This is a genomic window from Geodermatophilus sp. SYSU D00700, from assembly GCF_054050255.1.
Map to the genome: position 1 here is coordinate 43,272 of NZ_JBJGZA010000013.1, position 22,039 is coordinate 65,310.

22 protein-coding genes are annotated in these 22,039 nt (G+C 77.7%); 8 read left to right on the top strand and 14 right to left on the bottom strand.

Features of this window, described 5'->3' with window-relative positions:
* The first annotated feature begins 13 nt into the window (after nucleotides 1–13).
* Nucleotides 14–883 (top strand): patatin-like phospholipase family protein, encoded by an 870-nt coding sequence (locus ACI79V_RS11920; RefSeq protein ID WP_456889469.1) that lies wholly within the window; start codon nucleotides 14–16, stop codon nucleotides 881–883.
* A 1-nt stretch (nucleotide 884) separates the two neighbouring features.
* Nucleotides 885–1,949 carry a lysophospholipid acyltransferase family protein gene (locus ACI79V_RS11925; RefSeq protein ID WP_456889471.1) on the top strand — a complete coding sequence of 355 codons (1,065 nt, stop codon included), beginning with the start codon at nucleotides 885–887 and terminating at the stop codon, nucleotides 1,947–1,949.
* On the opposite strand, the gene ACI79V_RS11930 is transcribed toward ACI79V_RS11925, so the two are convergent.
* On the bottom strand, nucleotides 1,946–2,623 hold the full coding sequence (locus tag ACI79V_RS11930) for a response regulator (RefSeq protein WP_456876688.1): 678 nt from the start codon (nucleotides 2,621–2,623) through the stop codon (nucleotides 1,946–1,948). The genes ACI79V_RS11925 and ACI79V_RS11930 overlap by 4 nt on opposite strands.
* The gene (locus ACI79V_RS11935; protein ID WP_456889473.1) at nucleotides 2,620–3,723 is read right to left on the bottom strand and encodes a sensor histidine kinase; all 1,104 of its coding nucleotides are present in this window, start codon (nucleotides 3,721–3,723) and stop codon (nucleotides 2,620–2,622) included. The genes ACI79V_RS11930 and ACI79V_RS11935 overlap by 4 nt, the downstream gene beginning before the upstream one ends.
* A gap of 282 nt (nucleotides 3,724–4,005) precedes the next feature.
* Between ACI79V_RS11935 and ACI79V_RS11940 the strand changes: the two genes are divergently transcribed.
* Nucleotides 4,006–4,758: a hypothetical protein gene (locus ACI79V_RS11940; protein ID WP_456889475.1), complete on the top strand. Its 753-nt coding sequence runs from the start codon at nucleotides 4,006–4,008 to the stop codon at nucleotides 4,756–4,758.
* A gap of 100 nt (nucleotides 4,759–4,858) precedes the next feature.
* Here the strand turns inward: ACI79V_RS11940 and ACI79V_RS11945 are convergent, their stop codons facing one another.
* Nucleotides 4,859–6,070, bottom strand: a complete 1,212-nt coding sequence (locus ACI79V_RS11945) for an AfsR/SARP family transcriptional regulator (RefSeq protein ID WP_456889477.1) — start codon at nucleotides 6,068–6,070, stop codon at nucleotides 4,859–4,861.
* A gap of 503 nt (nucleotides 6,071–6,573) precedes the next feature.
* On the opposite strand from ACI79V_RS11945, the gene ACI79V_RS11950 reads away from it, so the two are divergent.
* A complete protein-coding gene (locus tag ACI79V_RS11950; protein ID WP_456889480.1) occupies nucleotides 6,574–8,199 on the top strand; it encodes a polysaccharide deacetylase family protein in 1,626 nt (541 codons plus the stop codon).
* Nucleotides 8,200–8,339: 140 nt separating this feature from the next.
* Here the strand turns inward: ACI79V_RS11950 and ACI79V_RS11955 are convergent, their stop codons facing one another.
* Nucleotides 8,340–8,543 carry a hypothetical protein gene (locus ACI79V_RS11955; protein WP_456889481.1) on the bottom strand — a complete coding sequence of 68 codons (204 nt, stop codon included), beginning with the start codon at nucleotides 8,541–8,543 and terminating at the stop codon, nucleotides 8,340–8,342.
* Nucleotides 8,540–9,823: a glycerophosphodiester phosphodiesterase gene (locus ACI79V_RS11960; protein WP_456889482.1), complete on the bottom strand. Its 1,284-nt coding sequence runs from the start codon at nucleotides 9,821–9,823 to the stop codon at nucleotides 8,540–8,542. Before ACI79V_RS11960 ends, ACI79V_RS11955 begins: the two co-directional genes overlap by 4 nt.
* Before the next feature lie 60 nt (nucleotides 9,824–9,883).
* Between ACI79V_RS11960 and ACI79V_RS11965 the strand changes: the two genes are divergently transcribed.
* Nucleotides 9,884–10,603 carry an SGNH/GDSL hydrolase family protein gene (locus tag ACI79V_RS11965; protein ID WP_456889484.1) on the top strand — a complete coding sequence of 240 codons (720 nt, stop codon included), beginning with the start codon at nucleotides 9,884–9,886 and terminating at the stop codon, nucleotides 10,601–10,603.
* A 42-nt stretch (nucleotides 10,604–10,645) separates the two neighbouring features.
* Here the strand turns inward: ACI79V_RS11965 and ACI79V_RS11970 are convergent, their stop codons facing one another.
* Entirely contained in the window at nucleotides 10,646–11,749 is a 1,104-nt protein-coding gene (locus ACI79V_RS11970; protein WP_456889489.1) for a transglycosylase domain-containing protein, read from the bottom strand.
* A gap of 138 nt (nucleotides 11,750–11,887) precedes the next feature.
* Here ACI79V_RS11970 and ACI79V_RS11975 point away from each other — a divergent pair, with 138 nt between their 5' ends.
* Nucleotides 11,888–12,868: an NAD-dependent epimerase/dehydratase family protein gene (locus ACI79V_RS11975; protein ID WP_456889491.1), complete on the top strand. Its 981-nt coding sequence runs from the start codon at nucleotides 11,888–11,890 to the stop codon at nucleotides 12,866–12,868.
* Here ACI79V_RS11975 and ACI79V_RS11980 read toward each other — a convergent pair.
* Nucleotides 12,801–15,026, bottom strand: a complete 2,226-nt coding sequence (locus tag ACI79V_RS11980) for an MMPL family transporter (RefSeq protein ID WP_456889494.1) — start codon at nucleotides 15,024–15,026, stop codon at nucleotides 12,801–12,803. The genes ACI79V_RS11975 and ACI79V_RS11980 overlap by 68 nt on opposite strands.
* A gap of 294 nt (nucleotides 15,027–15,320) precedes the next feature.
* On the opposite strand from ACI79V_RS11980, the gene ACI79V_RS11985 reads away from it, so the two are divergent.
* Nucleotides 15,321–17,009 (top strand): bifunctional metallophosphatase/5'-nucleotidase, encoded by a 1,689-nt coding sequence (locus ACI79V_RS11985; protein WP_456889496.1) that lies wholly within the window; start codon nucleotides 15,321–15,323, stop codon nucleotides 17,007–17,009.
* A gap of 65 nt (nucleotides 17,010–17,074) precedes the next feature.
* On the opposite strand, the gene ACI79V_RS11990 is transcribed toward ACI79V_RS11985, so the two are convergent.
* Nucleotides 17,075–17,767 carry a TetR/AcrR family transcriptional regulator gene (locus ACI79V_RS11990; protein ID WP_456889499.1) on the bottom strand — a complete coding sequence of 231 codons (693 nt, stop codon included), beginning with the start codon at nucleotides 17,765–17,767 and terminating at the stop codon, nucleotides 17,075–17,077.
* Between the two features lie 51 nt (nucleotides 17,768–17,818).
* On the opposite strand from ACI79V_RS11990, the gene ACI79V_RS11995 reads away from it, so the two are divergent.
* Nucleotides 17,819–18,418, top strand: coding sequence for a hypothetical protein (locus tag ACI79V_RS11995; protein WP_456889501.1), 600 nt, complete (start codon nucleotides 17,819–17,821; stop codon nucleotides 18,416–18,418).
* Here the strand turns inward: ACI79V_RS11995 and ACI79V_RS12000 are convergent.
* The 6 genes from ACI79V_RS12000 to ACI79V_RS12025 all read right to left on the bottom strand — a co-directional run bounded on the left by ACI79V_RS12000 (nucleotide 18,409) and on the right by ACI79V_RS12025 (nucleotide 21,925).
* Nucleotides 18,409–19,305: an LLM class flavin-dependent oxidoreductase gene (locus tag ACI79V_RS12000; RefSeq protein ID WP_456889502.1), complete on the bottom strand. Its 897-nt coding sequence runs from the start codon at nucleotides 19,303–19,305 to the stop codon at nucleotides 18,409–18,411. The two genes, ACI79V_RS11995 and ACI79V_RS12000, sit on opposite strands and share 10 nt — an antisense overlap.
* Before the next feature lie 79 nt (nucleotides 19,306–19,384).
* Entirely contained in the window at nucleotides 19,385–19,582 is a 198-nt protein-coding gene (locus ACI79V_RS12005; protein ID WP_456889506.1) for a DUF6186 family protein, read from the bottom strand.
* A complete protein-coding gene (locus ACI79V_RS12010; RefSeq protein ID WP_456889508.1) occupies nucleotides 19,579–19,968 on the bottom strand; it encodes a hypothetical protein in 390 nt (129 codons plus the stop codon). Before ACI79V_RS12010 ends, ACI79V_RS12005 begins: the two co-directional genes overlap by 4 nt.
* A 143-nt stretch (nucleotides 19,969–20,111) precedes the next feature.
* Complete coding sequence (locus ACI79V_RS12015; protein ID WP_456889510.1) at nucleotides 20,112–21,119, bottom strand: glycerate kinase; 1,008 nt, start codon at nucleotides 21,117–21,119, stop codon at nucleotides 20,112–20,114.
* A 94-nt stretch (nucleotides 21,120–21,213) separates the two neighbouring features.
* The gene (locus tag ACI79V_RS12020; protein WP_456889512.1) at nucleotides 21,214–21,348 is read right to left on the bottom strand and encodes a hypothetical protein; all 135 of its coding nucleotides are present in this window, start codon (nucleotides 21,346–21,348) and stop codon (nucleotides 21,214–21,216) included.
* Between the two features lie 28 nt (nucleotides 21,349–21,376).
* Nucleotides 21,377–21,925 (bottom strand): single-stranded DNA-binding protein, encoded by a 549-nt coding sequence (locus tag ACI79V_RS12025; protein WP_456889516.1) that lies wholly within the window; start codon nucleotides 21,923–21,925, stop codon nucleotides 21,377–21,379.
* Nucleotides 21,926–22,039: the final 114 nt, after the last annotated feature.

Consider the following 22,039-nt stretch of genomic DNA (forward strand, 5'->3'; position numbering starts at 1 on the left):
GCACGATGCGGGCATGGCGGACCCAGGGGGCCCGGCCGGACGCGGCGGGACGGCGTTCGTCCTCGGCGGCGGGGGAGTGCTCGGCGCGGCCGAGGTCGGGATGCTGCAGGCCCTCTTCGAGCGCGGCGTCCGCCCGGACCTGGTCGTGGGGACGTCGGTGGGAGCGATCAACGGGGCGTTCGTCGCCGCCGACCCCACGCCGGGGGCGGTCGTGCGGCTGCGCGGAGTCTGGGCGGAGCTGGCCTCGCGGCAGGTGTTCGCCGGGTCGGTGCTGCGCCGGGTCGGCACCCTGGTGCGCACCCGCACGCACCTGCACCCCCGCGAGCCGCTGCGCGACCTGCTCGAGGCGCACCTGCCGGTGCGGGCCTTCGCCGGGCTGCGCGTCCCGTTCCAGTGCGTCGCGGCCAGCATCGAGCAGGCCGCCGAGCACTGGTTCACCGACGGCGACCTGGTCGCCGCGGTGCTCGCCTCGTGCGCCGTCCCCGGGCTGCTGCCGGCGGTGGAGATCGACGGGGAGCACTACCTCGACGGCGGGCTGGTGCACAGCATCCCGGTCGGCCGGGCGGTCGCGCTGGGCGCCGACACCGTCTACGTGCTGCAGGTCGGCCGGATCGACCGTCCGCTGACCCCGCCGACGCGGCCCTGGGAGGTCGCCACGGTCGCCTTCGAGATCGCCCGCCGGCACCGGTACGCCGCCGACCTCGCCGCGCTCCCGCCGGGGGTCACGGTGCACGTGCTGCCCGCGGGGGACCCGGCCCCGCCGGGCGCGGCCAACCTGCGCTACCGCGACTTCTCCGGCGTCGCCGCGCGCATCGACCAGGCCCGCGACGCCGCCGCCGAGCACCTCGACCGGATCGCCGCGGGCCCGGGCGGGGTGGTCTGAGGTGCTGCCCTCCCGCCGGGTGCGCCGGGTCACCGGCCCGCTGCTGCTCGCGGCGCTGGCCGCCGGCGTCGTCCTGCTGCCGGTGCTGCTGGTGCTGGCCCTGGTCGTCTCGGTGTTCCTGCCGGGCCGCCTGCGGGCGCTGCGGCTGCTGGCCTTCGGCCTGGTGTACCTGGCGCTGGAGGTGGCCGGCCAGGCGGTCGCGGCACTGCTGTGGGTGGCCGGGGGATTCGGCCGCCGGCTGCACGCACCCCGGGTCCAGGCGGCGCACTACACCGCGCTGCGGCTGGCGCTCGACGGCCTCATGCGGGCGGCGCAGCGGCTGTTCGCCCTGCGGCTGGTCACCGACGGCGAGTCCTGGTCGCCGCTGGACGACGGGGTGCCCGGCTCCACCAACGCGATGGTGGTGCTGTCGCGGCACGCCGGCCCGGGGGACTCGTTCCTGCTCGTGCACACGCTGATGAACCGCGACCACCTGCGCCGGCCGCGGATCGTGCTCAAGGACGTGCTGCAGCTGGACCCGCTGATCGACGTCTACCTCAACCGGCTGCCCAACCACTTCGTCTCCGCGGGCGCGGGCGGCGCGGGCTCCGAGACGGCGATCGCCGACCTCGCCCGCGACCTGGGCGAGGAGGACGCGCTGCTGATCTTCCCGGAGGGCGCGAACTTCACCCCGCAGCGCAAGGTCCGGGCGCTGCAGCGGCTGCGCGACCGCGGGCTGCTGGCGGCGGTGCAGCGCGCCGAGGGGATGCGGCACCTGCTCCCGCCGCGCCCGGGCGGGGTGGTGGCGGCGCTGCAGGCGGCCCCGCACGCCGACGTCGTGCTGGTGGCGCACACCGGGCTGGAGCACCTGAGCACGGTGCGGGACGTGTGGCGGGGCCTGCCCATGGACAAGACGCTGCACCTGCGGTGGTGGTTCATCCCCGCCGCCGAGGTGCCCCGCGAGGAGGCGGAGCTGACCGACTGGCTCTACCACTGGTGGGAGACCATCGACGACTGGATCACCACCACGTCGGCCGCCACCCGGCAGGAGGAGGCGGCCGGCCGGGCCGGCGCCCAGCCGGCCTAGCGCGGCGCGTCGCGGTCGCGGGCGGGGGTGCCGGCGAAGCCGGTGCGGTGGGCCCACACGACCGCCTGCGTGCGGTCCCGCACGCCGAGCTTGGCCAGGATCGACTTGACGTGCGTCTTGACCGTCTCGGGGGAGAGCCACACGACCCGGGCGATCTCGGCGTTGGAGAGCCCGTCGGCGAGGGCGCGCAGCACGTCGGCCTCCCGGTCGGTGAGGTGCGCCGCCCGCCGCAGCTGCTCCCGGTCGGGCGCCCGCCGGGCGGCGTAGGCCGCCAGCAGCCGCCGGGTCACGGCCGGGGCGACCAGGGCGTCACCGGCCACCACCGTCCGGATGCCGTCGATGAGCTGCTCCGGGGTGGCCCGCTTGAGCAGGAAGCCGTCCGCGCCCGCGTCCAGCGCGTCGTCGACGACCTCGTCCAGGTCGAAGGTGGTGAGCACCAGCACCCGGGGCCGCCGCGGCCAGGACACGATCTCGCGGGTGGCGCGGACCCCGTCCAGCGCCGGCATCCGGACGTCCATGACCACCACGTCGGGGGCCAGCGCGCGGGCCCGCTCGACGGCCTGGCGCCCGTCGGCGGCCTCGCCCACAACGGTGATGTCCTCCTCGGCGTCGAGCAGCGCCCGCAGGCCGCTGCGGACCAGGACGTCGTCGTCGGCGAGCAGGACCCGGATCACGAGGCCACCGTCGCGTCCACGGGCAGCACCGCGCGCACCCGGAAGCCGCCGGGGACCGGCACCGCCTCGAGCTCGCCGCCCTCCAGCCGGGCGCGCTCGCGCATGTTCACCAGCCCGTGTCCGGGCACCGGGTCGACCGGGCTGTCGCACTCGTTGAGCACCTCCACCAGCACCCGGGAGCCCGTCGTGCGGACCTCGACCCGGATCCGGCCATCGGGGGTGTGGCGGACGGCGTTGGTCAGTGCCTCCTGCACGATGCGGTACACCGCGCGGGCCACCCCCGCGGGCAGCTCGGCGCCGTCGGTGCGCAGCTCCACCGACCGCCCGGTCGCCCGGACGCGGCCCACCATCTCCTCGAGGTCGGTCGTCGTCGGCGCGAACGGGTCGGCCGCGCCCTCGTCGGGCTGCAGCACGCGCAGCAGGCGGCTGAGCTCGTCGAGCGCCGCCCGCCCCGCCGTCTCGATCGAGGTCAGCGCCTCCTGCGCGTAGGTGGGGTTGTCGGCGAACACGCGGCGGCCCACCCCCGCCTGCAGGACCATGACGTTGACCGTGTGGCCCAGCGAGTCGTGCAGCTCGCGGGCCAGCCGCCCCCGCTCCTGCATCAGCAGCCGCTCCGCCTCGAGGGCCTCCCGGCGGCTATCGGCGGCCCGGGCGGCCTCGGCCGCCACGGCGCGGGTGCGCCGGCTGCTCAGCGCCCCGGCGACCGTCGCGACGAGGAAGCTGGCGACGATCGAGGGGAGCGCCGAGACGGGGTCGCCGTGGTCGAGGGCCACGAACCCGGCGACGCCCAGCGCGGCGACGGCGGTGGCCGCGATCCGCAGGCGGGTGCCGCCGACGGCGAAGCAGGTGAAGAGGGCGAACCAGGCCGGCCAGGCGAGCAGGTCGATCGGCGACCCGGCCGCCGCCGTCACGACGATGGCCGCGCTGGCCCCGGCCTGGGCGAGCAGCGGCGCGGTCTGGCGGCAGACCAGCGCCAGGGGTCCGGCGGCCGCGGCGACGAGCGTGACCGCGTCGCGCGGCTCGTAGGGGGCCTCGGCCGGCACGGCCAGCGCGAGACCGACCGAGGCCACCGCCAGGACGACGGCCAGCGCCACGTCCACGCGGGCGGGGGCCCACCGCGCGGGCCGGCGGGGTGCGGTCGGGGACGCCGAGGGCGACACGTCCCATCGTGCCGCCGGGGAGGGTCGCGAGGCGACACCCTCGTGAGTCGCCCGCCTCCCTCGCGCGAGGGAGGAGCGCCGTCCGGCGGGGTGGCGCCGGGCCGGGGCGGACCACCCGGCCGAGGGCCGGGGACCCACCGCTCGGGGCTCCTCGCGGGGGGTGGCCGGGGCGCAGGGTCGACCCGCACGCAGCCCGACCCGTCCCCACCCCCGGAGGTCCCCGTGTCCACCACCGCCCGCACCCCCGCACCCGGATGGCCCGCGCCGCAGGCGTGGCCGCCTCCGCCACCCTGGCCGGTGCGCCCGCGCCGGACGCGCGCCCGCCGCGTCCTCGCCCTCGTGCTCGGCGTCCTGCTCCTGCTGCCCGGCGTGGCCCTGCTCGTCGGGGGAGGAGCGCTGGTGTGGGCGCACGGCCAGGAGCGCTCCGACGGCTTCGTGTCCTCGCCGGAGGAGGCGTTCACCAGTACCGGGCACGCCCTGGTCAGCGACCGCATCGACCTCGCCGCCGGGCCACGGTGGCTGCCGCTGCCCGAGACCCTCGGCACGGCGCGCGTCGAGGTGACCGGCACGGGCTCCCGCGACGTCTTCGTCGGCATCGCGACGGCGGCGGACGCGGCGGCCTACCTCGGCGACGTCCGGCGGACCCACGTCGACGGCCTGGGCTTCGGCGGACCCGCGGACGGCGACGACGACCTGCCCGGAGGGGAGCCGCCGGGGCCGCCCACCGCGCAGGACTTCTGGATCGCGGAGGCCACCGGCCGCGACGGCGTCGAGGTCACGTGGGACCCGGCGGACGGCGACTGGGTGTTTGTCGTGATGAACGCCGACGGCGGACCGGGCGTCTACGTCGACGCGCGCATCGGGGTCGAGGCGCCGGCCCTCGGCGGCATCGGCTGGGCGTCGCTCGGCGCCGGCGCGCTGCTCACCACCGTCGCCGTGGTCCTGGTGCGGCCGCGTCGCCGCCCGGCGGGCTGACCGCGGGCACGGAAACGGCAGCGAGGAGGTCCCGCGGTCCCGGACCGCGGGACCTCCGGCGTGCCGCCGGCCGGAGGGACGGGACGGGGAGCCCGTCGGGTCACCGTCGGGGACCGGACCACCACCGCGGCCGCGTCCCGGCAGGAGGCGGCCGCACGCCGGGCCGGGTGGGGCCACGGCGCGTGCCGGTGGGCGCGGCGGCGCCCGTCGTGCGCGGCGGACCCCGGTCGGACCGGTCGGCGGAGGAGCGCCGGTCGCGCGCGTGGCCACTCGGGGGCGGGTGCGTGGCGTCGTCACCGCCGGGCCGCGGCGGCGGGCGCAACGGCCCGGCGGGGTCGTCGTCGACCTCGGGCGGCTCGGCCGGCTCCTGCTGGAGGTCCGCGGGTGGTGCCGGCTGCGGCGGGTCGCCGTCCACCGGCTGCGGGCCGGCCTCGGCGGGCGGTGGTGCGGCGGGCGGCGGTCCGGCGGCCGGTGGTGCGGCAGGCGGTGGTGCGGCCGGTGGCGGGGACGGCGGCGCGGCCCGGCCGGTCCGCGCCGGGTCCCCGGCGAGGATGCGGCGCTGCAGCTCGCGCAGGTCGGGGCCGGGCTCCAGGCCCAGCTCGTCGAGGAACACCGCCCGGGCCTGCCGGTAGCTGCGCAGGGCCTCCTCCGGGCGCCCGAGGCGGTGCTGGGCCAGCATCCGCAGCGCCCACAGCCGTTCCCGCAGCGGCGCCTCGGCCAGGGGCGGTCCGAGCTCCAGCAGCGCCCGCTCCGGCGCGCCGCTGGCGAGGAGGGCCTCGGCCAGCACCTCGCGCGCCTGGTCGCGCACCTCCGTGAGGTGGGCGACGCCGGCGGTGGCCCACGGCGCGTCGGCGACGGTGGGGTAGGGGCGGCCGCGCCACAGGGCCAGCGCCTCCTCGGCGGCCCGGCAGGCCTCCTCCGCCCGGCCGGAGGACAGCAGTGTCCGCGCCTCGCCGGCCAGGCGGGTGAACCGCCGGGAGTCGACGGTCTCCGGGTCGACCACCAGCCGGTACCCGCCGGGCTCGCGGACCAGCACCTCCGACGGCACCCCCGGCGCACGGTCGGGCTCGAGCGCCCGGCGCAGCCGCCACACGTGCGAGTCCAGCGTCGACGACGAGCGGGCCGGGGACTCCTCGCCCCACACGGCCTGGGTCAGCGCGTCGACGCTGACGTGCCGGCCGGCGTGGACCAGCAGCAGCGACAGCGCCGCGGTGAGCCGCGCACCGCCCAGGGCGACCGGGACCCCCGCGCGCCGGACCTCGAGCGGGCCGAGGTCACGGAACGACAGCAGGGGGGAACTGGCTCCGCCCACGAACGTCCTCCTCGCGTGCTTCCCCCGTGCCCGCGATCCACGGTGACCGGATCCGGCTGCGCGACTGCGCCGCCGGGTCGACCGACCACCGTGCGTGACGACCCTGACGGGACAGTGCGTACCGCATCCCCGCCCGCGCCGGTAGGGGTTACGAGACGGAGAGGACCTGAACGGGTGGTCCCGTCCGGTGACCCGGCGCCGGGGGAGCGGGGCGACGGGGCCGGCCGACGACCCCCGGCGGTGGGCTCGCGGGCGGTCCCGCCGCGCCGTTGGAGCGGGATTGGAGCGGCTCCCCCGAGCGTGGTGCCGTCGGCCACCGGGTCGAGGGAGCGGAGCCGCGGAGGGAGACCGTCCTTGCACCAGCCTGCGGTGGCAGTGCCGCCACCTGCCGACCGGCGTCCTCCGTCCAGCCCCTCCTCCGAGCACTCCCGCCCTCCGGCGCGACCCGGCGCCGGAGGGCGGCCGGCCGCGCGATGGTGAGCCCCGGGCGGGCCGTGCCACTCGTGACCGCGGTGCTCCTGCTGGCTGCCTGCGGCGTCTACGGGCCGGACCGGGTGCTGACCGTGGGCGCGGAGGCCGTGGGCGCGGTCGCCGACGCCGAGGCCCAGGCCGACGCCGAGGCCCAGGCCGAGGCCGACGCCGGGCCGGCCGCCCCGGCCGGTGTCACGCCGCCCGCGGCGGTGGTCGCGCCGCCGCCGGCGCTGGACCCGGTCGCGGTCGCGGGGCTGGCCGTGCACGAGGCGGGCACCCGGACGCCCGAGGACCACCGGCAGGTCGCCACCGTGTCGGTGCCCGGTGTGCCGCCGCTCGACCGGGCGCTCGGCGACCTGGTCGCCGAGGGCGTGCAGCGGTACGAGGACCGGCTGGTCGCCGGCTCGTGGAACGAGCTGACGGTCGGGGTGACGCCCGTGCTCGCCACCGGCAGCGTCCTCGGGACCTCGGTCGCCGTGCGCACCCGGACCGGCGGCCTCCCCGCGGAGACCGCCACGACCGGCGTCTACGCCGACGTCGTGTCCGGGGCCGTCTGGACCTCGCCCGACCTGGTCGCCGATCCCGACCTCACCTTCGCCTGGTTCACCGACGCGGTCCGCCGGGCGGGCCTGGGGCACGAGCTGCTCGGCAGCGCGGCCGCGCTGGCGGACCTGCGCTTCGGCGCGGACGGGTCGGTCACCGCCGTGGTGGGGCTCGGCGACGGCCGGGCCGAGCCCTTCGGCGACGTCGCCGTGCGGTTCGCCCCCCACGTGGTCGAGGGCGTCCTCACCGACGCCGGCCGCGCGGTGCGGCAGGCGGCCGTCGCGGCCGCCCCCTTCACCGGCGTCCCGCCGGCGCCCGCTCCGGCAGCGGAGAGCCCGGCGCCGGAGAGCCCGGCGCCGCAACCCCCGGCGCCGGAGGTGCCGGCGCCGCAACCCCCGGCACCGCCGGTCCCGGCGCCCGAGGTCCCGGCGCCCGAGGTCCCGGCGCCCGAGGTCCCGGCGCCCGAGGTCCCGGCGCCCGCTCCGGCGTCACCGCCGCCCGGTCAGGCCGTCGACTGTGCCGTGCTGGCGTGCGTCGCGCTCACCTTCGACGACGGCCCCGGCTCCTACACCGCGCAGCTCCTGCGGGACCTGCGCGCGGCCGGCGCCCGCGCCACCTTCTTCGTCGTCGGGCAGGCCGCCGCCGCCGAGCCCGACCTCGTCCGGCAGGCGCTCGCCGACGGCCACGCCGTCGGCAACCACAGCTGGTCCCACCCGCGGCTGCCCGACGTCGGCGCCGCCGCGGTCGCCGCCCAGCTCGACCGGACCACCGCGGTGCTGGCCGACCTGGGCGTGACCACCGACCTGATGCGCCCTCCGTACGGGGCCACCGACGCCACGGTCGCGTCGGTGACGGCGCAGCGCGGCCTCGCCCAGATCGCGTGGGACGTCGACCCGCAGGACTGGCTGAACCGCGACGTCGCGACCACCACGCAGCGGGTTCTGGACGGCGTCCACCCCGGCGCGATCGTGCTGCTGCACGACATCCACCCGAGCACGGTGCAGGCGGTGCCCGGCATCGTCGACGCGCTGCGGGCGGCGGGCTACACGCTGGTGACGGTGCCGGAGCTGCTCGGGCCCGACCTGGAGCCCGGACGGGTGTACGTGCACCGGTGACCGGCTCGGCCTCGGCGCCCGGGCTGCCGGCCCCCGACACGTCGTCCACCCCTGGCCCGTCGTCGCCGGACTGGCGCTGCTCGCGGTCGCCTGCCGGCTGGCCGATCGCCGGACGGAGCCCGCCGCCCCGCCGGCGCGGCTCACCAGCTGCGGTCGGCGACGGCGGAGACGACGGCGGCCGCGCGGCTGGGGAACGGCCCGGCGGTGCGGCCGTCCGCGCGGCAGGTCCAGCGGTAGCCGTCGGCGGTCTCCTCGACCAGGTAGCCGTCCGGGTCGGCCGGGCCGTGGCCGGGGAGCCGCTCCGGGGGCGGGACGGGGAACGGGTCGGGGAACGGGTCGGTCACCGGACCTCCACGTGCTGGTAGCGGACCCCGGCCGACACGCTGCCGAGGTGCACGACGGGCACCGGCCGGACGGCGGCGTCGTCGACGGCCACGGTCGCACCCGTCGGGCCCACCCGGGCGACGAGCCGCGCGCCGGTGACGGTCACGGTGAGCGGGACGGGGTCGATGGCCGGCAGCGGCCCACCACCGGCCGCGGACGCCAGCGGCGTGGCGACGCCGTCGGCGACCCGGGAGACCTCCAGGCCGCCGTCGGCGCGCAGCAGGACGAGGTAGCCGTCGGCACCGGGCGAGGGACCCGGTGGCAGGTAGGGGGAGTCGTCGGTGGCCAGCAGGACCGACGCCCCGCACGGGCCGGGCCCGGGATGGCGCTCGACCAGCCGGAGGTCGAGGGAGAGCGTGAACGCGGCCGGGTCCGGCGGCGCCAGGAACCCCATCAGCGTGGACGTGGCCGCGCCGGGGGCGCCGCAGCCCCACGAGGCGTCGTCGGGGGAGAACCGGCCGCGGTCGGTGTCGGGCTGCATCCCCGGCAGCCAGACCCCGTGGGCGAACAGGTCCGTCGTGCGCCGTGCGGCGTCCCCGGCGAGGTACACCGGGTCGTCGGAGAAGAGCGCGTCGACGCCGGCCGCGACGAGGGCGTCCCGCTGGTACCGGCGGTCGACGGTGTGGCAGGCCACCTCGATGCCGGCCGCGTGCGCGCGCTCGCACAGCGCCGCGGTGACCTGGCGGGCCGCCGGCCCGATCCAGCCGATGCCCTCGGCGGCGGCCCGGTCGACGTCGGTGGTCCCGAGCCAGACGACGTCCCAGCCTCGCGAGCGGGCGAGCCGGCAGTCGGCGAGCGAGAAGGACTGCAGCAGCACCGACGACCGGCGGATGCCGCGCCGGTCGAGCGCCGCGATCACCGGCGCCATCGAGCCGGCGCCCTTGGCCTCGGGGCACAGCAGCACGCGGTCGCCGAACTCGGTGAGCACCTCGTCGAACAGCGGCGGGCGCAGTCCGTCGGGCCAGCCGCCGCCCAGGGTCGTCGAGGCGTCGACGTCGAGCTGCTTCCAGGACACCGAGGTGTGGTCGGCGACGTTCCCGCTGGAGGTGGTCATGCGGTCGACCGTGCCGTCGTGCATGACGCCGAGGCCTCCGTCGGCGAGCACGTGCACGTCCTGCTCGATGACCGGCAGGCCCTGGCCCACCGCGACGCGGTAGGCCTCCAGCGTGTGCTCGGGTGCCTGCAGCGCCCCGCCGCGGTGGGCGATGACGAACGGCCGGCGCAGGTCGGCGAAGTCCACGCGGAACCCTAGAGCGCCCGGCCGGAGGTGGCGCTCCGGACCAGCCCGCAGGATGGGGGCGTGACGACCGCCGCGCCGCCGTGCTACGCCGCCCTCGGCGACTCGATCTCGATCGACGAGTACGCCGGCGGTCCCGGCCGGGGCGGGGCGAGCCTGCTGTTCCGCAACCGCGACGACGACTTCCCCGACTGGCGCGGCCGCGACCTCCTGGGCCTGGACCCCACCACCGTCTTCGCCCTGCTCGCCACCGACGGGGCGACCACCGACACCCTGCTGCGCGCCCAGCTCCCCCGGCTGCGGGCGCTGCCGCACCGGCCCACCCTGGTCACCCTGACGATCGGCGGCAACGACCTGCTGGGCGCGTACGGCGACACCGACGCGGCCCGGGAGGTCGTCGCCCGCGTCGGGGCCGCCGTCGACGTCGCCCTGGACGGGATCACCGGCCTGCTGGCGCCCGGTGGCCGCGTCGTCGTCGGCACCGTCTACGACCCGAGCGACGGCACGGGCGACGCCGTCCGGCTGGGGTTGCCGCCCTGGCCGGACGCGGTCGGGGTGATCGGCGAGCTCAACCGGGTGCTGCGCGGCGCCGCCGAGCGGCACGGCGCCGCGGTGGCCGACGTCGCCGGGACCTTCACCGGTCACGGACTGCGCGCGGGGGACCCGACCCGGCCCGACGCCCGGCCCGCCGCGCGGGACCTGTGGTTCTGCAGCCTCATCGAGCCCAACGCCTGGGGAGCCGGGGGCGTCCGGGCGGCGTTCTGGACGGCGCTGCACGCGTGACCACGGGGGCACCGCGCGCAGCGCCCGGTGCCCGCCCGGTGCTCAGCCGGTGCCCTGCTCCGCGATCAGCTCGGCGACCTCCTCGGGCATCTCCGAGCAGTCGTCGTCGGTGTCGGGCTGGTCCTGCGCGAGGCCCTCGACGCCGGCGTCCTCGACGGGGGTGAAGCCCTTCTGCTCGATGTGCCGCGGCACCCGGTTCTGCGCGTTGACGACGTGCGACCGCGACAGCCAGCCGAGGCCGTCGGCCACGTCGAAGTCCAGCCCGCCGCCGGGCGCACGTTGCACGTGTCCGGGGGAGGGCAGCAGCCCGACCAGCTGCACCGCCTGGTCGACGCTCAGCGTCGAGGGCGGGGTGTCGAAGTAGTACCAGCTGGCCGAGCAGATGCCGTAGACCTGCGGGCCGAGCTGGGCGTAGTTGACGTAGAGCTCGAGCATGCGGCGGTCGTCGACCACCAGCGCCAGCTCCGCCGACAGGCCGGCCTCGACCGCCTTGCGCCAGATGCTCATCGACTGGTTGAGGAAGAGGTTCTTGGCCACCTGCTGCGGGATGGTCGACCCCGAGGGGTCCTCCTCGCCGCGCAGCCGCGCCTCGGCCCGGCCGGAGAGCTCGTCCCAGGTGAACGCGCCGTCGCGGTAGGGCAGCGCCTGGTCCTCGTGCGCGATGACGGCGGCGAGGAAGTTGCGGGACACGTGCTCCACGGGCACCGACTGCTGGACGGCGCCCTGGTCGTTGGCCAGCATGAACGCCGTCGTCGGCGGGTCGACCCAGCGCAGCGACACCAGCACGAGCAGGTGCAGCACGAAGGCCACGACCAGGCCCCGGACGACGCGGCGCCGCACCCGGCGGCGCCGGAGGCGCCTGTCGGCGTCCGGCGGCGGGCGCTCGTCCCCGCGCCGCCGGGAGTCCGGACGGCCCCGTCCGGGCGGCGGCTGCGCTCCCGGCGGAGGCCCGGGCGGCGGCCACGCCCCTGGTGGCGGCGGCGCGCCCCACGGTGCGGGCGGAGGCGCCCCCGGGGCGCCGTACGGCGGCAGCGGCCCGTCCTCGGCGACCGGCCGGGGCGTGCGGCGGGTCGGCACCCGCTCGGTCCACGGCCGGACGGACGGGACGTCGTCGGGCGAGCGGCGGCGGCGCGACGCGAAGGGCATGCGGTGCTGTCCTCCCGGGACCGTGGGACCGGATCCCCAGGCTACGGTCCGCACCTCCACGCCACCGTCGTCCACGCCACCGGTCGGGCCCCCGGGCAGCCGCGCCGCCGCGCGGCCGACGTCACCCGGAGGAAGCCGATGGACGTCCCCCCACCGACCCCGGCCGGGCCACCGGCGCCGGCCGACGGCTCCGGCGTGCACGCCGTCGTGGGAGCCGGGGGAGTGACCGGCCGGCGGCTGGTCGCGCACCTGCACGCCGCCGGTCACCGCGTGCGGGCGGTCACCCGCGACGGGCGCGACGTCGGCACCCCCGGGGTGGAGACCGCGGCGGCCGACGCCGCCGACTTCGCGGGCCTGGCGGCCGCCTGCCGCGGCGCGGTCGCCGTCTACCACTGCGTCCTGCCGGTGCTCGCCCGCTGGGCCGACGACCTCCCCGTGGTGACCGACGCCCTGCTCGACGCCGCGTCCCGCGTCGGCGCACGGCTGGTGTACGCCGACGACACGTGGATGTACGGGCGCGTCGACGGGCCGATGACCGAGGACACCGCGTGGCGGCCGGTCAGCGCCAAGGGCGTGCTCCGCGCGTGGGTCGCCGAGCGCGTCCTGCACGCCGCGGCGGCCGGGCGCCTGCCGGTGAGCAGCGTGCGGGCCGGGGAGCTCTACGGGCCCGGGGTCCGGTCGCTGGTCGCCGGCAACCTGTTCCGCGCGGCGCGGCTGGGGCTGCCCGTGCAGTGGGTCGGGGACCCCGACCTGCCCCTGACCCCCACCTACGTCGACGACTTCGCCGCGACCCTGGCCGCCGCCGGCACGCGCGACACCTCCGACGCGGGGGTCTGGCACGTGCCCCACCCCGGGGTGACCACCGGCCGGGCGCTGGCGGCCGAGGCGTGCCGGCAGGCGGGCACCATGCTGCGGCTCGTGGCCCACCCCGGCGCACGGCTGCACCTGCTGGGCCGGGTCCACCCGCTCGCCGCTGAGGTCGCCGGGATGGCCTATCAGTTCGAGCAGCCGTTCGTCGTCGACGGCAGCCGCGCGGAACGGGCGTTCGGTCTCAGCCCGACCCCGTACCCCCAGGGGATCCACCGGACGCTGGCGGCCCTCCGGGGGAGCCGGGGCTGACGGCCGCCGGGCCGTCGGGGACCGACCTCGGCGCCGGCACCGCGGACCCGACCGCGGCCGTCGTCGGCACCGGCTCGCCCGGCGGCAGCTCCGGGTCGTCGAGGCGGTGGGCCAGCCGGCTCGGCCACCACATCCACCGGCCGACGTCGAGGGTCAGCGCGGTGACCAGGACCGACCGGACCACGATGGTGTCGAGCAGCACGCCGAGGGCCACGGCGACGCCGAGCTGGGTCAGGAAGGTCAGCGGCAGGGTGCCCAGCACCGCGAACGTCGCCGCCAGCACCAGCCCCGCCGAGGTGATCACGCCCCCGGTGGCGGCCAGCCCGACCAGCGCGGCCCGCCGGGTGCCGTGGTCGGCGGCCTCCTCCCGCACCCGGGTCATCAGGAAGATGTTGTAGTCGATGCCCAGGGCCACGAGGAACACGAAGACGAACAGCGGGAAGGAGCTGTCGGTCGCGGTCACCCCGAGGACCCAGTCGAAGACCAGGGCGCTGAGGCCGAGCGCGGCGCCGAAGGACAGCACCACCGTGGCGATGAGCAGCAGCGGCGCGACCACCGCCCGCAGCAGCACGCCCAGGACGGCGAGCACCACCAGCATGATCAGCGGGATGACCACGCGGTTGTCCCGCTGCGAGGCGTTCTGCACGTCCAGGTTGAGCGCGGTGTTCCCACCGACGAGCGCCTGGCCGTCACCGACGTCGTCGAGCGCGACCCGCAGGTCCTCGACGGTCGCGGCGGCCGCGGCGCTGTCGTAGGGGTCGGCCAGCGCGGCGCTGACCAGCGCGGTGTCGCCGGCCACCTGCGGCGGGTCGACCGCGGCGATGCCGTCGTCGGCCGCCACGGCGGCGGCGACCTCGTCGGCGGAGTCGGCGGAGGTCACCACCGTCACGGGGTTGCCGGCCACGGCCGGGAAGTGCCGGGCCGCCACCTCCTCGCCCTGGATCGACTCGGGCGTCCCCCGGAAGCCCTCCGCCTGGGTCAGCCCGCTGGGGTCGAGTCGGAACACCGCGAGGCAGGCCAGCAGCAGCAGGACGCTGGTCACGATCCAGGTCGCGCGCGGCCGGGGCCGGATCCACGTCCCGACCCGGGCCCACCACCCGGTCGCGCTCGGCTCGGGGCTGCCGAAGGTCGGCCGCACCGGCCAGAACACCCAGCGGCCGCAGATCACCAGCAGCGCCGGCAGCAGCGTCATCAGCACCAGGAGGGTGACCGCGACGCCGATCGCGGCGACCGGGCCGAGGCCGGCGGTCGAGTTCATCTCCGCGGCGACCAGGCAGAGCATGCCGAGGACCACCGTGCCGCCGCTGGCCAGGACCGCCGGGCCCGCGCGGTGCACGGCCTCGGTCATGGCCTCGTGCCGGTCGGTGTGCAGCCGCAGCTCCTCGCGGTAGCGGGCCACCAGCAGCAGCGCGTAGTCGGTGCCGGCGCCGACCACCAGGACGGTGAGGATGCTGGCGCTCTGCGCGTTGACCGTCAGGTCGGCGTAGCGGGCCAGCAGGTAGACCACGGCCTGGGCGCAGACGAGCGCGATCACCGCCGAGAAGATCGGCAGGACCCACAGCACGGGGCTGCGGTAGGTCAGCAGCAGGATGACGATCACCACGCCGAGGGCCGCGAAGAGCAGCGTCCCGTCGATGCCCGCGAAGGCCTCCGAGGAGTCCGCCGCGCTGCCGGCGGGACCGGTCACATAGGCGTCGAGCCCGTCGGGACCGTCGCCGGCCTCGGCGCGGAGGTCCTCGACGATCGGCGCGATCGCCTCCCAGCCCTCCGGGCCCACGTCGAGCGGCACGACGACCTGCAGCGCCTGCCCGTCCTCGGACGGGATCGGCCCCACCACGGGGCCGCTGAGCTCGTCGAGCTGCCCGAACGCCCGGACGTCCTCCTCGACGGCCGCGGCGTCGTCGGCGGTCAGCCCCCCGGGTCGCTCGTAGACGACGACCGCCGGGATGACGTCCGGGTCCGACCCGAGCTCGGCCTGCAGCTCCAGCACCCGGGTCGACTCCGCGTCGGACGGCAGCCACGCCGCGATGTCGTTCTCCTGCTCGTCGGTGAGGCCCCCGGCCAGCGGCGCCGCGGCGGCGGCCAGCGCCAGCCAGAGCACCAGGACCACCCACTTCAGGCGCGGATGGCTGACGCGGGACGCGAACGACCTGCCCATGGCGGTCTCCTCGGCGAGTGGCGGGTCCCCGTACCCCTGACGTCGACGCTGCGGCCGGGACGCTAGCGAGGGCCTGCCCGGCCCGTCACCGCCTTTCCTCCCGGGGGTCCCCGTCCGGCGCGGTCCGCGGCCGTGCGCGCCCCCCGGGTCACCGGTCGTTCGCCCACCGTGACCGGCCGGTGGCGGCGCACGGCGTCCGGCCCGGCCGTCGGGCGTTCACGGGGCGGTCATCCGCGGTGCACCGACGCCACCTACCGTCGGCGCGCCCCACCTGTCCGCACGAGGGAGATCCGCATGAGGCCACGTCCCCTGGCCGCCCTGGGCACCACCGCGTGCCTGTCCGTCCTCGCCGTCGCGACCGCCGGCCCCGCGGCGGCCGGCCCCGCCGGTCCCAAGCCGGTCGAGGTCCAGCTCCTGGCGTTCAACGACTTCCACGGCGCCCTGGAGGCCCCGACGGGCTCGGGCGGGCGCGTGACCCGTCCCGACGGCAGCACGGTCGACGCCGGCGGCCTGGGGTACTTCGCCACCCACCTGCGCCAGCAGGAGGCGGAGAACCGCAACACCCTGACGATCAGCAACGGCGACCTCGTCGGCGGCAGCCCGTTCCTGTCGGCGCTGTTCCGCGACGAGCCCACCGTCGAGGCCATGAACCAGCTCGGCCTGGACGTGGCCACCGTCGGCAACCACGAGTTCGACGAGGGCGTCGACGAGCTGCGCCGGATCATCGAGGGCGGGGCCTGCCACCCGGAGGACGGCTGCCTCGACGGAACCGGCTACGAGGGGTCCGACGCGGACTGGCTGGCCGCCAACGTCGTCGACCGCGACACCCAGGAGCCGGTCCTGCCGCCCTACGAGGTCCACAAGGTCCGCGGCGTGGAGCTCGGGGTCATCGGCGTGGTCCTGGACGAGACGCCGTCGATCGTCTCGGCCGAGGGCATCGCCGACGTCGAGTTCCTCGACGAGATCGAGACGATCAACCGGTACGCCGCCGAGCTGCAGGCCCGGGGCGTCGAGGTGATCGCCGTGTCCCTGCACGAGGGCGGCTCCGCCGGCGCCGACGTCAACGGCTGCACCGACCCGTCCGGGCCCGCCTTCGACATCACCCGGGCGCTCGACGACGCCGTCGACGTGGTCATGTCCGGGCACTCCCACAGCGGCTTCGTCTGCGACGTCGACGGCACCCTGGTCACCCAGGCGCTGTCCAACGGCCGGCTGATCACCGACATCGACCTGACCATCGACCGTCGCACCGGCGACGTCGTCTCGAAGACCGCCGAGAACGTGGTCGTCACCCGCGACGTCGCCCCCGACGCCCAGGCGGAGGAGCTGGTCGCCCGGTACGCCGCGATCGCCCAGCCGATCGCGAACGAGCCCGTCGGACAGATCACCGCGGCCATCGTGCGGGCGCAGGAGACCCTGTTCGGCACCGTCGCCGGGGAGTCCCCGCTGGGCAACCTGATCGCCGACGCCCAGCTCGCGGCCACCGACGACGAGGCCGGCGCGGTCGCGGCGTTCATGAACCCCGGCGGCGTGCGGGGCGACCTCACCTACCCCTCCTCCCCGGCCGGGGAGGGCGACGGGGTGGTGACCTACGGCGAGGCCTTCACCGTGCAGCCGTTCAACAACCTGCTCACCACGCTCGACCTCACCGGCGAGCAGCTCTACGCCCTGCTCGACCAGCAGTTCGCGGTCGGCCGGGTGCTCGCGCCGTCGTCGTCGGTGGCCTACACCGTCGACCCGGCCGACGGCGGCAGCGTGGTGCCCGGCTCCCTGACGATCGGCGAGGAGCCCGTCGTCCTCGAGGAGACCTACCGGATCACGGTGAACAACTTCCTCGCCGGCGGCGGTGACGGCTTCACCGTGCTGACCGAGGGGACGAACGCGGTGAACCAGCCCGGCTTCGACGTCGACGCCCTCGTGGCCTACCTGTCCGGCGACCCGGTGGCCCCGCCGGCGACCGACCGGATCACCGTGGCCGGCTGATCCGCACCCTCCCCGACGGCGGGCGTCGCCGGTCCCCCCGGGACCGGTGGCGCCCGCCGTCCGCGTCAGTGGGTGTCCTCCGGCCCGGCCCCGCCGATCCCGTCGAGGAGGCGCTCGAGCCCCCACCGGTACTGCTCGGTGGTGTTGTAGGCGGCGATGACGTCGAGGGTCTGCGCCGTCCGCGGGAGGTCCCCGGCGGGGAGGCCGGCCAGCGCCGCCCGCCGGCCGGCCGTCCGCTCGCCCTCGTCGGGGACGGGGGTGCCCGGCTCGAGCTCGGCCACGTCGAGGGCCACGGTGCCGAGGACGTAGGTGACCAGCAGGTAGGAGGTACGGGCCGCGACCCCGGCGTCGAGCCCGGCCGACACCAGCAGCTCGAGCACCGCCTCCCCGGCGGCCAGCGCCCGCGGCCCCGAGAAGCCGTCGCCCAGCAGCAGCGGCACCACGCCCGGGTGCGAGAGCAGCACCGCGCGCAGGTCCAGCGCGTAGGCGCACAGCCGGTCCCGCCAGGGACGCCCGGCGTCGCCGAGCACCGCGACGTCGACCCGGCCGAGCAGGTCGTCGACGACCGCGCTGACCAGCGCCGCCTTCGTCGGGAAGTACGTGTAGAGCGCGTTCGGCGTGACCCCGACCTCGGCGGCGACCCCGCGCACCGACAGCCCGGCGGGCCCCGACGCGTCGAGCAGCCGCAGCGCCGCCTCGACGATCCGCGCCTCGCTCACCGACCGCGCGGGCCCCGGCCGCGAGCGTCCCCGGTCCACCACTGTCCTCCCCTTGACAAGACTCTGCACAGCGTACAACGATTCTCGGCCATGAACACTGCACAGCGTAAAGAGATATCCGTCCCCGTCCCGTCCCGCAGCGCCGACCTCCGCGCGTGGGCTGCGTGGACGGCGACCGCCCTGGCCTTCCCGATCGCCGGGCTGGCCGGGCTGGCCGCGGCCGGCGGCGCCGTCGCCACGCCACTCGCCGCCGCGGCCGGGGGCGCAGTCACCGGCCTGGTCCTCGGCGCCGCCCAGGCCGTCGCCGCCCGCCGGCGGCTGCCGGTGCTGCGCTGGACCGTCGCCACCGCCGTGGGCGCCGGCGTCGGCCTGCTGCTCGGCGCCACCGCGGTCGGGTTCGGCACCCGGCTCCCCGACCTCGCCCTGCAGGGCGCCCTGACCGGCCTGGTCGTCGGGATCGCGCAGGCCGCCGTCCTGCCGCGCGCCGCCGGACGGCGCCGGCTCGCCTGGGCCGCCGCCCTCGGGCCGCTGTGGGCGCTCGGGTGGACGGTGACCACCGCGGTGGGCGTCGACGTGGAGGCGCGGTACACGACCTTCGGCCTCACCGGGGCGCTGGTGGTCAGCGCGCTGTCGGCCCCGCTGCTGACCGCGGTGGTCCCCGCGGCCCGCCCCTCGGACAGCTACCGCTGACGTCCGCGCTCCCGGGCCACCGCCTCCCGGACGGCGGGTGCGACCTCCCCGCCGAAGCGGGCGAGCGCGCCGGGGTCGTCGGAGGCGAGCACGAAGGTGGAGAAGCCGGCCTCGAGCGCGAACTCGGTCAGCCGCCCGGCCCACGCCGAGGGCGGCCCGGTGAGGTCGGCCCCCGACGCGGCGGAGGTGCCGCTGACGTTGAGCAGCCGGACGACGTCGGCCGGCGAGCGCCCGGCATCGACCGCGGCCCGGTCGATGACCGCGTTCGCCGCGGGGACGGCGTCGGCACCGAGGAAGGACAGCGACGGCAGCCAGCCGTCGGCGCGGCGGCCGACCAGACGCAGCATCCGCGGCCGCAGCGCGCCGACCCAGATGGGGATGCGGTGCGCCGGGCGTGGCCCCCGCTTGGCGCCGTCCACCACGTGCTGGGTGCCGGGCACGCGCAGCGGCGCGCGGTCGTCGACGTCCCAGATCCCGCGGATGACGTCGATGGCCTCCTCGAGGGCCGTGACCGCGTCGCCGGGGGAGAGGCGGGGCCCGCCCATCGCCGCGATGGCGTCCCAGAACGCGCCCGAGCCCAGGCCCAGCTCGACCCGGCCGCCGGTGAGCAGGTCGAGGCTGGCGGCGGCCCGGGCGACGACCGCCGGCGGCCGCAGGGGCAGGTTGAGGACGTTCGGCGCGAGGGCGATCCGCTCGGTCCGCGCGGCGACGTAGGACAGCAGCGTCCAGGTGTCGAGGAACCGCGGCTGGTAGGGGTGGTCCTGGAAGGTGAGCAGGTCCAGCCCCGCCCGCTCGGCGGCCTGCGCCAGGCCCACCACGCCCTGCGGGTCGGCACTGGCCGGGGTGACGAACGCGCCGAACCGCAGCGCGTGTCCGTGGTCGGGCATGGCCTCCTCCTCGGGAGCGACCGCTACCCGCCCGAACGCGCGCCGCGGCCCGGCTCTTCCGCGTCCGTGCGGCGCCGGGTCAGCGGGCGAGGAAGTGCACGCCGAGCCAGGCCCAGGTGACCAGCACCGCCACCCGCCCGGGCGTGGTGCGCATGATCGCCCCCAGGGTCCGCGCGAGGGTGGGCCGGTCGGACCTGCGGCGCGCGGCGGACTCCAGGACCACGCCGCCGGCCAGCAGCAGCACGACGGCGACGACGGAGACCGCGGTGTTGTTCACCGGCGCCCCGGGCGGGACGAGGGGCGGGCGACCAGCCAGGCCCCGGCCAGCAGCCACGCCAGGGTCGCGGCGGCCCGCACCGCCGGGTGCGCGAGCAGGGGGTCGGCGAGGTCGCTGAGGGTCGGCAGGTCGGCGTCGAGCAGGGCGAGGACCTCCCAGGCCAGGCCCGCTGCCAGCCACGCCAGCCAGGGCCGCCCCGCGCGGCCGACCGGGGGCGCGCCCGCCCCGGCCGAGCGCGCCAGGCCCACCGCCACGACCAGGACGCCGGCGCCGCCGACGGCCAGCAGCGCGCCGGTGGACAGCTCGCCGCCCACCGCGACGATGGCGGCGCAGGCGACGGCCAGGACCGGCCAGGCGAGCCGGCTCATCCGGCGGGGCAGCCCCACCGGTGCATGCTCGCCCACCCGGCAGGCGACCGGCTCGGGCCCCGACGCCCGCCGCGGCGGTGGAGGCGGCCGTCGTCCGTGCCGCCACCGTGCGGCTGCCGCTGGAGCGGATGGGCGGCCCGGCCTGACGCCGCCGGGCGCTCCTACGCCGGCGCGTCCGCGGCCAGGCCCAGGTGGTCGCGCGCCGCGGCGCGCAGGCAGGCCGCCGTCGCGCCCATCGCCTCCTCCCGCCCGTAGGTGGCCACCAGGTCGACCACGCGGCCGTCGGGCGGGTCGACCAGCGCCCGGCCCACCACGGCCGCCCACGGCACCCCGGCCGCCCGTGCCAGTGCCGCGACCCCGCCGACGACCTTGCCCTCGAAGGACTGCGCGTCGAGCATCCCCTCGCCGGTGACGACGAGGTCGGCCCCGCGCACGTGCCCGGCCAGCCCGACGGCGTCGCGGACCAGGTCGAACCCGGGGACCAGCGACGCGCCGAGGGCCGCCAGCCCGCCGGCGAGACCGCCCGCGGCGCCGGAGCCGGGGAGGTCCACGACGTCGATGCCGAACCGGTCGCGGTGGCGCCCGGCCGCCTCGCGCAGCCTGCCGGCGAGCTGCTCGACCTGCTCGGGCGTGGCGCCCTTCTGCGGGCCGAACAGCCGCGCGGCGTCGAGGAACGTCGCCGCGACGTCGCAGGCGACCTGCACCGTCCAGCCGCGGCTGCCGTCGAGCGGTGCCAGGTCCTGCAGCACCTCCACGGCCCCGAGCCCGCCGTCGGTGCAGGCCGAGCCGCCCACCCCGACGACGACCCGCCGCGCACCGCGGCGCACGGCCTCGGCGACCAGCTCGCCGGTGCCGCGGCTGGTGGCGGCCCAGGGGTCGTTGCCCTCGCGGCCACCGGCGAGCAGCAGCCCGGAGGCCCGGGCCGTCTCCACCACGGCCTGCCCCTCGTGCAGCCGCCACGCGGCCTCGACCGGCGTGCCGAGCGGCCCGGTGACCGTCGACGTGCGCGTGGGGCCGCCGAGGGCCTCCAGCGTGCCCTCGCCACCGTCGGCCAGCGGGACGGGAACGGCGTGGTGCCCGGCCTCCGCCACGCCGGCGGCCAGCGCTCCGGCCGCCTCGGCGGCGGTGGCGGTGCCGCGGAACTTGTCGGGGGCGATCACGATGCGCATGCGCGCCTCCGTCGGGGGAGGGGAGGAACGGCGCGGCTGCCCGCCCCGGCTCGGGGCCGGGGACGGGCAGCCGCGGGGTGCAGGGTGGACGGTGTCAGGCGACGCCCACCCGCTCGGGGTCCCGGGCCTGCCTCGGTGACCCGGTGCCCTCGGTCTGCTCGAGGTCGCGCAGACCCAGCCGCGAGGTCTCGGGGGTGGTCCGGGCGGCGACGGCCGAGACGGGGGGCACAGCAGGAAGGGCACCCCGGACACGGGGCTCAGAAGGGCGGCTCCTCGCTGCTGTCGCCGGCCGGCGCGCCCCAGGGGTCGGGGGAGCCGCCGCGGCCGGCCCCACCGCGACCCTCCCCGGCACCGCCGCCGCTGCCGGCACCACCGCCGGCACCGTTGCCACCGCCGGCACCGTTGCCACCGCCGAAGCCCCCGCCGGGACCGTCACCGGAGCGGGTGGCGCGGGTGACCGTCGCCGTCGCGTAGCGGAGCGACGGGCCGATCTCGTCGACCTCCAGCTCGATGACGGTGCGGTTCTCGCCCTCCTTGGTCTCGAAGGAGCGCTGCTTGAGGCGGCCCTGCGCCATCACCCGCGAGCCCCGGGTCAGCGACTCGGCGACGTGCTCGGCCGCCTGCCGCCACACGCTGCAGCGCAGGAACAGCGGGTCGCCGTCCTTCCACTCCTGCGTCTGGCGGTCCAGCGTGCGGGGGGTCGAGGCGATGGTGAAGTTGGCGACCGCCGCGCCCGAGGGCGTCCAGCGCAGCTCGGGGTCGCTGGTCAGGTTGCCGATGACGGTGATGACAGTATCGCCGGCCATTTTCCGGTCCTCCGTGTCGTTCGGTGCACAGCTCGGGGTGAGCGCCTGGAGGCTAGGGCGGCCCACCGACAGTTCCCGGTCCGCCGGGATCCGTCGCGGACCGGCCCGCCCGCG

What these genes read in the sequence shown, in the direction of transcription:
- ACI79V_RS11920 (WP_456889469.1), top strand. Translation starts at nt 14, where the DNA reads ATGGCGGACCCAGGGGGCCCGGCCGGACGCGGCGGGACGGCGTTCGTC.
- ACI79V_RS11970 (WP_456889489.1), bottom strand. Translation starts at nt 11,749, where the DNA reads ATGCCCTTCGCGTCGCGCCGCCGCCGCTCGCCCGACGACGTCCCGTCC.
- ACI79V_RS11975 (WP_456889491.1), top strand. Translation starts at nt 11,888, where the DNA reads ATGGACGTCCCCCCACCGACCCCGGCCGGGCCACCGGCGCCGGCCGAC.
- ACI79V_RS11980 (WP_456889494.1), bottom strand. Translation starts at nt 15,026, where the DNA reads ATGGGCAGGTCGTTCGCGTCCCGCGTCAGCCATCCGCGCCTGAAGTGG.
- ACI79V_RS11985 (WP_456889496.1), top strand. Translation starts at nt 15,321, where the DNA reads ATGAGGCCACGTCCCCTGGCCGCCCTGGGCACCACCGCGTGCCTGTCC.
- ACI79V_RS11995 (WP_456889501.1), top strand. Translation starts at nt 17,819, where the DNA reads ATGAACACTGCACAGCGTAAAGAGATATCCGTCCCCGTCCCGTCCCGC.
- ACI79V_RS12000 (WP_456889502.1), bottom strand. Translation starts at nt 19,305, where the DNA reads ATGCCCGACCACGGACACGCGCTGCGGTTCGGCGCGTTCGTCACCCCG.
- ACI79V_RS12015 (WP_456889510.1), bottom strand. Translation starts at nt 21,119, where the DNA reads ATGCGCATCGTGATCGCCCCCGACAAGTTCCGCGGCACCGCCACCGCC.
- ACI79V_RS12025 (WP_456889516.1), bottom strand. Translation starts at nt 21,925, where the DNA reads ATGGCCGGCGATACTGTCATCACCGTCATCGGCAACCTGACCAGCGAC.